Genomic DNA, 9,012 nt, shown 5'->3' on the forward strand with positions numbered 1-9,012 from the left:
CTTTGATGGCGACATGAAAACCGCTTTATTTTGGGCGGCTGAGGAAGGATATGAAGACATTTTTGATGCGCTTCTGAAACGAGGTGCTAAAGTCAATGGTGTCAGTTATCCAGCAGAAAATACGCCACTGATGGTCGCATTAAGCAATAACCATTTGGGTATTGCACAAAAAATCTTGTCACAAAAAGAAGTGGCAATAAAACAACAAAACAGATATGGCACTACAGCACTTCATCTGGCTGCTAAGAATGCTGAAATCCTAAAGGCCGCTCTAGCATTATATCCAGAAAATAAACGCTTAGAGGCAGTGATGATTCAAAACGAAAACAGCAAAACAGTACTTCATAATGCTGCTACGAATCATGAAAGCCTAAAGATCATTCTCGCATTATTGCCGGAAAATCAACGTCTAGAGGGGGTGATGATTCAAAGCCAATATGGCGATACAGTGCTCCATCTGGCTGCTACGAATGCTGGAAGCCTAAAGACTATTCTCGCATTATTGCCGGAAAATCAACGTCTAGAGGCGGTGATGATGCAAAACAAAGATGGTAATACAGTACTTCATTGTACTGTTGATAATCATGAAACCCTAAAGGCTATTCTAACGTTATTGCCGAAAAATCAACGCTTAGAGGCGGTGATGGTTAAAAGCAGATTAGGCAATACAGTACTTCATCATGCTGCTTATAATCCTGAAATCCTAAAGGCCATTCTCGCATTATTGCCGGAAAATCAACGTCTAGAGGCGGTGATGATTAAAAACAAAGACGGCAATACAGTACTTGATCATGCTGCTAGAAATGCTGAAAGCTTAAAGACCATTCTAACTTTATTGCCTACAGAAATTGACTATAGTAATGAAAATAAGGATATTTTAAGAGTACCCCAAAACAGATACTCATTTTTCTCGACTGCTAAAGAAGATAGTAGTAACAACGATTTATTGTACTGCAAGCTCCTATAACTATGATGTAGGTAATTGAATAACAAGTAAGAACATGACCATAAAAATACTAATTTTTTTACTTGATGTTCTCTAAACTACCGCATTTTTTGAGAAATTCTTTAAGAGATAAATATTTTCCATAACCTAAATGTGTTGAAATAATTTTTTGTATTGGAACCCCCAACTGATAAAGATGCAAAATTTTCTCTTTATCTGGATTATACATTGATGATTGTATTACGCCTTTGGGTTTTCCAAGTTTGATACCTTTAACAGCTCGAGCTTTTAATCCCTCTTTTGTTCGTTCTGAAATAAAATCAAGTATTGAAAATATAGTGATGAGCACTTTATTGCAATCAGTAATCAGGGATTATTTTTTAAAGTCAATGTCTGGCGCTAATGCAATAGGTTCATCATTTAAAAATTTGATCATCATAGTTAGAACAAGAGCTGTGGTCATTAAGGCACCTATAATGATTTGTGGAAAATAGCCTTGGGTGGTTATCGTTTCTAAAAACTGATCTAGAGATTGGTTCGCTTGTTTTAAGGTATTAATTTGGGGGTATTTAATAAATAATTGCTTGGCGACCTCTAAATCATTTAGGTGGTATTGATGGTTAATACCAAAAAACTCGTAGGAAGAGCAAGAGTTTTGATTAAAGGCAACTGCTAAGCCTGAAAATCCCGGGTTGAAGGGGCAAATTACCAGTTTATTTTGGGTACGTGCATACTCAATAATATCAAAATAGGTTTTGTTGCAATCGATGGTATTGATAATGATATCACCTTGATTAATTTGCTCTGAACATTCATGAATACTTTTGATATAGTTCGTATTGGCTTGAATGTCACAGAGTGAATTAATGGCAAGGAGTTTGTTTTTTAGAGCCACAGCTTTTGACTTATGCATATCATGTATGGAAAATGCTTGCCTGTTTAAATTACTGAACTCAATGGTGTCTCCATCTTGGAGATATATTTTAGTAAACCCTAAACGAGTACAACATTCTGCGATGGTACTCGATAAACCCGTTCCCAAAAATACCAATCTTGTTTTTTGTATTTTTTCTTGTGTTTTTGGAGCAATATATTGGTAATTTCGGCTAATCAATTCTTCATAGTTAAAAAGGTCTTTCATAATAGAATATTTATAGAAAACAGATGTGGATAAAAAGATAAGTGCGCAGAGGAAAAAATAATATACGTAGCAATTACGTATTTCTTTTGGTGACGAATTCGCTTTAATAGAAAACATTCTAAGTAAGGGGGGGGTCATGAAATAGAAGATTAAAAAATGGGAAACACAAGCTCATGTTTCCCGACATATTCTCTTTATGATAAAATATTCAGCAATTAAATTTTTGTTTATCTTAATCTATGTTGCTCGATATGATTCAGACTGTTTCTGGTCGATATTCTAAAAAAATAGATGAATTAATTAATCCAATAAAGCGTTACGGCATTTCTTATTTTTGTTGGCAAACAGTATCCAATACAGGACAATGGTGCATCATTGGTAATCAACCTGATTGGTTAGAATATTCTGCTGAGCATTGTTTTTACATGCATGACCCTAGTCTAGTACATCCACGGTTTTATCATAGTGGGGTTTATTATACGGCAGCGTATGAAGAAGAACGTTTTCAAGATACGATTATCGGAGAGGCCGAAAAGTATTTTGATTTGAATTATGGTTTAGTTATTGCTGAAAAAAAAGCGCATGGAATGGAGTTTGCAATTTTTGCTGCGCCTAACAAAAATAGCTGGGTAATCAATTCCTACTTGAATTACATGCTTGAGCTTAAAAGGTTTATATCTTATTTTAAACAAGAAATGGCGCCTGTTTTGCTACAGCTTCACGACGCTCAAGTCAATATTACCAAGTTGAAGCCTGATTTTGACAATGGTCCTTATTTGTCTGGCATCGCTGAAGAACCTAGTATCTTTTCAGACTTAGAATTAACGCAAAGACAACGGGAGTGCTTGCATTATACGCTTAAGGGCATGACTGCCAAGGAAATTGCAAAATTGTTATGTATTTCTCATCGCACCGTGGAAATACATTTAGATAATATAAGAAAAAAATATGGTGTATTGTATAAGCGTGATTTTTTTCTGTGGAATTAAGTGGCTCAAAAAATAGTACATGAATATCCGTGTAAAATAAGGTGACAAGGTTAATCCTTTTCGAAGGGCGCTAATTTACGATGATAAAAACAAGCGACACGCTTGTTGTTTTCTAGGTATAAGAGGAATCTCTTTTATAATAGGTCAAATTTAGGTATCTTGAATAAAGTCTGGGAACAGGAAGTCACAGGACGTAGGAGAAGTGCATTTTTCCTGCCTTATTGAAGTTATAAATTTAGAAGAAAGTTCATGATACTAAAACAATTTTTGTTTCTTCTCTTTCTGATCGGTTTAATTTTTTTTATTGCATATTTTTTGCAACGTCATTTTATTTATTTCCCTGCCACTGAAAAACCTAATCCTGAAGATTTCCAAGCACAAGATATGGAGGTGGTTCAAATACATGAAGCTGGAGGACTTATTCTGAACTCTTGGTATAAGCCATCTACACATAATAACCCCACAATTTTGTATTTGCATGGAAATGGAGGACATATTGGCTATCGTATGAGCTTGGTGCGTCAATTTCTTTCAGAAGGGTTCGGAGTACTATTACTTGAATACCGAGGGTATGGAGGAAATCCTGGCAACCCAACAGAATTAGGATTTTACCAGGATGGGCGTGCAGCAATTCAATTTTTACATCAACAAGGTATTCAAGAGAATAATCTTATACTTTATGGAGAGTCTTTAGGTACTGGAGTGGCCACTCAATTGGCAACAGAGTTTCCGATTTGTGCTTTGGTACTACAATCGCCATATACCTCGCTCACTGCCTTAGCCCGATATCATTATTTTTGGTTACCTATTCCTTTAATCGATAAGTATGATTCTTTATCACGTATTCAAAAGATTCATGTACCAACATTAATGTTGCATGGTCAACTAGATAAGGTTGTTCCTTATAACCAGGGCTTAACTCTTTTCAAATTTGCAAATCAGCCAAAGAAATGGGTGGCATTTCCAGATAAAGGGCATCAGAACTTATGGGATGCTCATTTTGCTAACGTAGTGATTCAGTTTATTCATTCTTATTGTCATCACCAAAACTAGGATTCATATACATATGCCTAATAAAAAATTATTTATTTTTGCAGACTTGTAGTAAAAAAAAAAATTAACATAAAATGGGTGATATTACCCTTAAGGTTTAATTCATGGTCTATTTTAAGAGCATTATAGTGACTTTGACGCTATTATTATTTCAAGGATTTATTTTTGCTCAAACAGAAACTCAAATGTGTGATGCAACACCCAATAACCCTTGTATTGTCCAAGACAGTGAATTTTCTTCTTCCCCATTAAAATGGTTACGCGATGCATCCATGATTGCTGAGGTTTATCAAGGCAATAACTTTGGTATTAATGAATTATCTATTTCAGGTAGTGAAGAGCCGAGTGAAAAAGGCTGGAAAGAAATTGCGGACTACATTGCGAAACACAGGAGAATAGAGGGTAAATCGATACTGGTGTTAGATTTACGTCAGGAAAGTCATGGATATTTGAATGGTCGTGCAATTACTTTAGTGAGTGAATATGATTGGATAAATCGAGGAAAAAGTAATGAACAAAGTCTTATTGCACAAGAAAATTGGCTTAACTCATTAAAAGTAGAGAAAAAAGCCAAAGGTGTTTTATCTTCGCAACAGTTTGCAGCAAAGGAGTATTCGAGCGGCAAAAATATCTCAGTTAAAAAAATTAAAAATGAAAGAGAATTAGTTTCTCGATTAGGTTTTGAATATCATCGGTTATACGTAACGGATCATATGGCCCCCAGTGATTCAGAGGTCGATGTTTTTTTGACAATAATAAAAAATACACCCAAAGACGCGTGGTTTCATATACATTGTCGAGGAGGTAAAGGGCGTACAACCACCTTTTTAGTCATGTATGATATGCTAAAAAATGCGAATAAGGTAAGTTTTGATGAAATTATTGCGCGCCATGCATCAATTCCACCTTATTATAATTTATTTGATGTTCATCGAGCTGATCCCTACTTAACACCTTATTATGAACAGAGAGTTATTTTTCTTTCACGTTTCTATCAGTTTGCACAACAATTTTTGAAAGGTAACCCAGAGAATTGGAGTAAATGGAAAGCAAGGAGACCTAGCTAAAATGATCATTGAAATAAAAGTAATTCTGGGAGGGATTCTTCTTGGATTAGCTGCTGGAATGATGTTATTGATTCAAGGGAAAATTCTTGGATGTAGTGGTATTCTTTTTAACTCATGGGATTTTAAAACCCATAGGCCAAACAGGGATAAACTTTTATTTTTAGTAGGATTGTTCTTAGCTGGATTACTCTTTAATCTGACACAGAATGTGGCTGATCCCACTGCAATTTTTAAAACAAGCTATTGGTTTATGTTTCTTGGTGGAATTTTTGTTGGTGGAGGCACTTTTCTTGGAAGTGGTTGCACAAGTGGTCATGGATTATGTGGATTGTCTCTTTTACGTAAACGCTCTATGATAGCTGTAGGAGTTTTCTTTCCTGTGGCAATTATTACTGCTTGGCTGATTCATTAAGGAAATAGAATATGAAAGGACTTATTTCATTAATTCTTGGCTTAATATTTGGTTTGGGTTTAATTTTAACAGGAATGTATAGCCCAGATATTATTATTTCTGGTTTAAAAATTGGTGCTGATACATTTCGGATCAATTTGTATGTCACTTTCATTACTGCTTTAGTGGTGACTTTTCTTATGTTTCAATTACGTAAATGGTTGGTGAAACCGTTACTCCAAGCATGTTATGACTTGCCTACTAAAGAAAGAATTGACTGGCAACTTATTCTTGGAGCGGCAATTTTTGGCATTGGTTGGGGAATGACCGGAGTTTGTCCTGGCCCTAATATTGTAGGACTTGGAATTTTTTCTTGGCCAATTTATTGGGCAAACTTTGCTGGGGTGATTGTTGGTTTTTTGGGTACTCGTTATTTGATAAATCTACGAGAGAAACATAAGTAAATTAAAAATTTTCCAATTATTTTTTCCTATCAAGTTTCTTTAGCCAGGCTATGAGGTAAATTTTAGCACTTATTTTACTCATGCAGGAATATAGTTGTATATAATATAAATATATATTTTCTTTGTGTGCGGGGACTATTATGGGTGGACAACTATATCTTAATGACGGAAATCCACCCAATAGAAAAAATGTTTGTGTTTCCGGTTATGAGAGAGGAAAAGAGAATTTCGCTTTAAGTAATTTTGATGATAATAAAGGTAAGGGCTATGATTTTATAGACCCGCATTTAGGAAAAATTAATTTTCCAACCTCTGAGCATTATCTTCATTTTCAAAAAATAAAACCAGAATATAAACAGCAATATCTAGCTGCTTGGCAAAATGAAAAAAGTCCGTCGGCAATTCTTGGTGGATTAAGAGATCCGACTAGTCCTTACCATATTCCCAATACGCATCACGCATACATGACGTCCAATGGATTTAATAAGGCATGGGATAATGATAAGGTTTTCGTGCAAATGCAAATTAATGCAGCTAAATATCAGCAATCCCAAGAGTTTCGTGACAGCATTCACAAATCTATTGAATTGGGTGATGCTTTTGGCGACAATAAGGGGCCTGCTACTATTATTGAGGATACTAGTAGTTTAAGTAAAGGGCAAAAGCCAGAGGAAGAATGGGGTACTGGTCCTGGTGGTAAAGGGAAGAACATTCTTGGTAATTCCCAAACCGCATTTGCCATGATGATTAAAAACAAGCAATTTGATAAAAACTCCCCTGTGCCAGAATTAAAAACATTCAGGACCACACAAGTAGCAAGTTCCTATGCAAATGCACAAATCCAATACCAGCAAGGAGTTCAAGTTGCACTTACTGATGTTAGAAAAAAATCAGGGAAAGATCAGGGATTCAATCAGCCTGATACGTCGGACTTGAGTCCAACACTGGTACAAAAAACCTCTGCTGCATTAATTAAAAATAATCAAAATGCTCAATCATTTACAACATCGCCACCACCACCTCAAGTGAATCAGCAAAATCCCTTCCAGAATCTTTTTTCACCTTCGCAGCCAAAATATGAGTACAGTAAAAATCGTAATCAACGCCTTGTTGTTCAAGATGACAAGATTGTTGGTTATGAGTTTAGGCGAAGTTCAACTTCAAATTGGGAAAAAAGTACGGATAAAAGTCGTTTTCAGGGTTTAGTTGATCATTTTAATCAAGCACAGCAAAGGAGATCACCAAATCCAAGTTTGTCTCAATCCATCCTAACATCACCAAAATCAAGCCAAACATTACCAAAAGAAGGTGCGAGCCAGGTTAGCTCCGTCATTCAAGAAATGTTTGATGGTAAATCAGTATCAAAGAACAGCGATATCCCGGTGGTAAGTAAGGGGGACATGAAGGGAACCTTTAAAATGGCTTTTGACAATGCCCAAGATGCACAAACTTTTAAAAAGTTATTGGATGATTTCGGATTCAAAGGACTCTCTTATTATGGTTCAGGAGAAAAATATCCTATGCAGCATAATGGCCAAAATCTTAGTCATATTGTGAGATTTGAAAATGATGGCAATAAAGCAACAATTCCTTCCGAAGCTTTGGACTTTCTCAGGATTAAATTGGATGATGATGAAAAAGTCGCTGATATAGTTGAAAAAATGGGGTTTGACAGACCTGAGCCTGCTAATCGTTATACTTTTTAAGGGCCTAGTTTTTTTGATCCCTAGTTGTATACCATTGTTCACCACGAATGATTCGTTCCCACCAGGAAGACATTTTTGATTCATCCATTTCTTGCCACACTACAGGATTTAAAACTAATGCTTCTGCCATTCGTTTTGATAAATCATACATGGCTAATCTTTTAGGAAGAGCCTCTTTTTCCCATGCAACAACCGCTTGTTGAAAATCATTAGTTTGGATGCAATGCTCATTGAGACTAAGAGCATCCTGTATCGCTAAAGAAGCACCATTTCCTACATGAGGGCGTAATACAGTACTGGCATCTCCTAATAAAAGAGCTCCTTGTGATGTAAATCGATCGCTGCATACATCCAGAATTTTCTGCATAAATGGGGATGGGGTATCAAGTATTATTTGGGCTGCTATTTGGGGTAAATTGTTATGAGCTAATTGATGTAGATGTTGCTTCGCTTTTGTTGAAAAATTGACCGGGGTGGTGGAGCCTAATGCTTCTAGATCTTCTAGCGCTAATTTTTCATAAAAAACCCAATTGAGTTTATTGATTTGATGATGGTATATGGGATAAGTTAATAAATGCCCTTTGTTAAAGCAGTAATACAGTCCTTGAGTATTGAAAAGTGATTTATTGTTTATCACATTAAAATCCAAAGTCCCTCTCCATGCCACATAACCTGAATACTCAAGTCTGGATCGAGCTTGGGACGATATGAGCTCTCGCCCTATAGATTGAGCTCCATCTGCAAAAACGATGAAATCAAATAAATACTCTTCACCAGATTCTAAAATAACTTTCTTAGTTGTATCCTGAAGTTGTACTTCGACTACTTTACAGTCCTGGTGGTATATTTGATTGGGTATTCTTTTTCTTAAATTGGTGAATAAAGTGTCCCAATGTAGGCTGGCCATTGAAAGATTTTGTTGCCATAAAAATTTGCCGAAAATAGGATCTTCGTTGGATTGACAGTAAAAACTTCGTGCAGTGAAGCTATATGATGGTGTATTTTTATCAATAAGATTTTTGTTGATTAATGATTGTAATAATTCAACAGATAAAGTGATGCCAGCTCCTCGTGATTGTAAGTCATGTCCTCGTTCAAAAACAGTAACTTGAAACTTATCCTTTAATAACAAGGCCAAAGCACAGCCTGCGATGGAGCCTCCAATAATGTAATAGGTCACCCCTAATAAACTTTAAAGAAGTTTATTAGGAGAACTGATCCTCTTTATATTCTAACCAAAGCTACCGCCAAAAGA

The 9,012-nt window shown here is 35.8% G+C and carries 10 protein-coding genes; 7 read left to right on the forward strand and 3 right to left on the reverse strand.

The genetic code is table 11. The annotated features are described in order from the left end of the window. Positions 1–967: ankyrin repeat domain-containing protein (locus Lsan_RS09715; protein WP_237762095.1), on the forward strand; the 967-nt coding region annotated here is incomplete at its 5' end. Between the two features lie 58 nt (positions 968–1,025). Here Lsan_RS09715 and Lsan_RS09720 read toward each other — a convergent pair. Both Lsan_RS09720 and Lsan_RS09725 read right to left on the reverse strand, forming a co-directional pair. After that, positions 1,026–1,295 (reverse strand): hypothetical protein, encoded by a 270-nt coding sequence (locus Lsan_RS09720; protein WP_237762096.1) that lies wholly within the window; start codon positions 1,293–1,295, stop codon positions 1,026–1,028. A gap of 24 nt (positions 1,296–1,319) precedes the next feature. Continuing rightward, a complete protein-coding gene (locus Lsan_RS09725) occupies positions 1,320–2,087 on the reverse strand; it encodes a ThiF family adenylyltransferase (RefSeq protein ID WP_162265598.1) in 768 nt (255 codons plus the stop codon). Between the two features lie 251 nt (positions 2,088–2,338). On the opposite strand from Lsan_RS09725, the gene Lsan_RS09730 reads away from it, so the two are divergent. The 6 genes from Lsan_RS09730 (at position 2,339) to Lsan_RS09755 (ending at position 7,757) form a co-directional block, all read left to right on the forward strand. Next, the gene (locus Lsan_RS09730; protein ID WP_058514209.1) at positions 2,339–3,076 is read left to right on the forward strand and encodes a helix-turn-helix transcriptional regulator; all 738 of its coding nucleotides are present in this window, start codon (positions 2,339–2,341) and stop codon (positions 3,074–3,076) included. A 249-nt stretch (positions 3,077–3,325) separates the two neighbouring features. Continuing rightward, the gene (locus Lsan_RS09735) at positions 3,326–4,129 is read left to right on the forward strand and encodes an alpha/beta hydrolase (protein WP_058514210.1); all 804 of its coding nucleotides are present in this window, start codon (positions 3,326–3,328) and stop codon (positions 4,127–4,129) included. Positions 4,130–4,233: 104 nt separating this feature from the next. Then, positions 4,234–5,196, forward strand: a complete 963-nt coding sequence (locus Lsan_RS09740; RefSeq protein ID WP_058514211.1) for a phosphatase domain-containing protein — start codon at positions 4,234–4,236, stop codon at positions 5,194–5,196. Between the two features lies 1 nt (position 5,197). Next, positions 5,198–5,608, forward strand: a complete 411-nt coding sequence (locus Lsan_RS09745; protein ID WP_058514212.1) for a YeeE/YedE family protein — start codon at positions 5,198–5,200, stop codon at positions 5,606–5,608. 11 nt (positions 5,609–5,619) lie between these two features. Continuing rightward, positions 5,620–6,051 carry a DUF6691 family protein gene (locus tag Lsan_RS09750; protein WP_058514213.1) on the forward strand — a complete coding sequence of 144 codons (432 nt, stop codon included), beginning with the start codon at positions 5,620–5,622 and terminating at the stop codon, positions 6,049–6,051. A 140-nt stretch (positions 6,052–6,191) separates the two neighbouring features. Beyond that, entirely contained in the window at positions 6,192–7,757 is a 1,566-nt protein-coding gene (locus tag Lsan_RS09755) for a hypothetical protein (RefSeq protein WP_237762097.1), read from the forward strand. Positions 7,758–7,761: 4 nt separating this feature from the next. On the opposite strand, the gene Lsan_RS09760 is transcribed toward Lsan_RS09755, so the two are convergent. After that, on the reverse strand, positions 7,762–8,937 hold the full coding sequence (locus Lsan_RS09760) for an FAD binding domain-containing protein (RefSeq protein WP_058514214.1): 1,176 nt from the start codon (positions 8,935–8,937) through the stop codon (positions 7,762–7,764). Between the last annotated feature and the right edge of the window lie 75 nt (positions 8,938–9,012).

The sequence above is a fragment of the Legionella santicrucis genome, assembly GCF_001468135.1.
In the GTDB taxonomy this organism is placed as follows: domain Bacteria; phylum Pseudomonadota; class Gammaproteobacteria; order Legionellales; family Legionellaceae; genus Legionella; species Legionella santicrucis.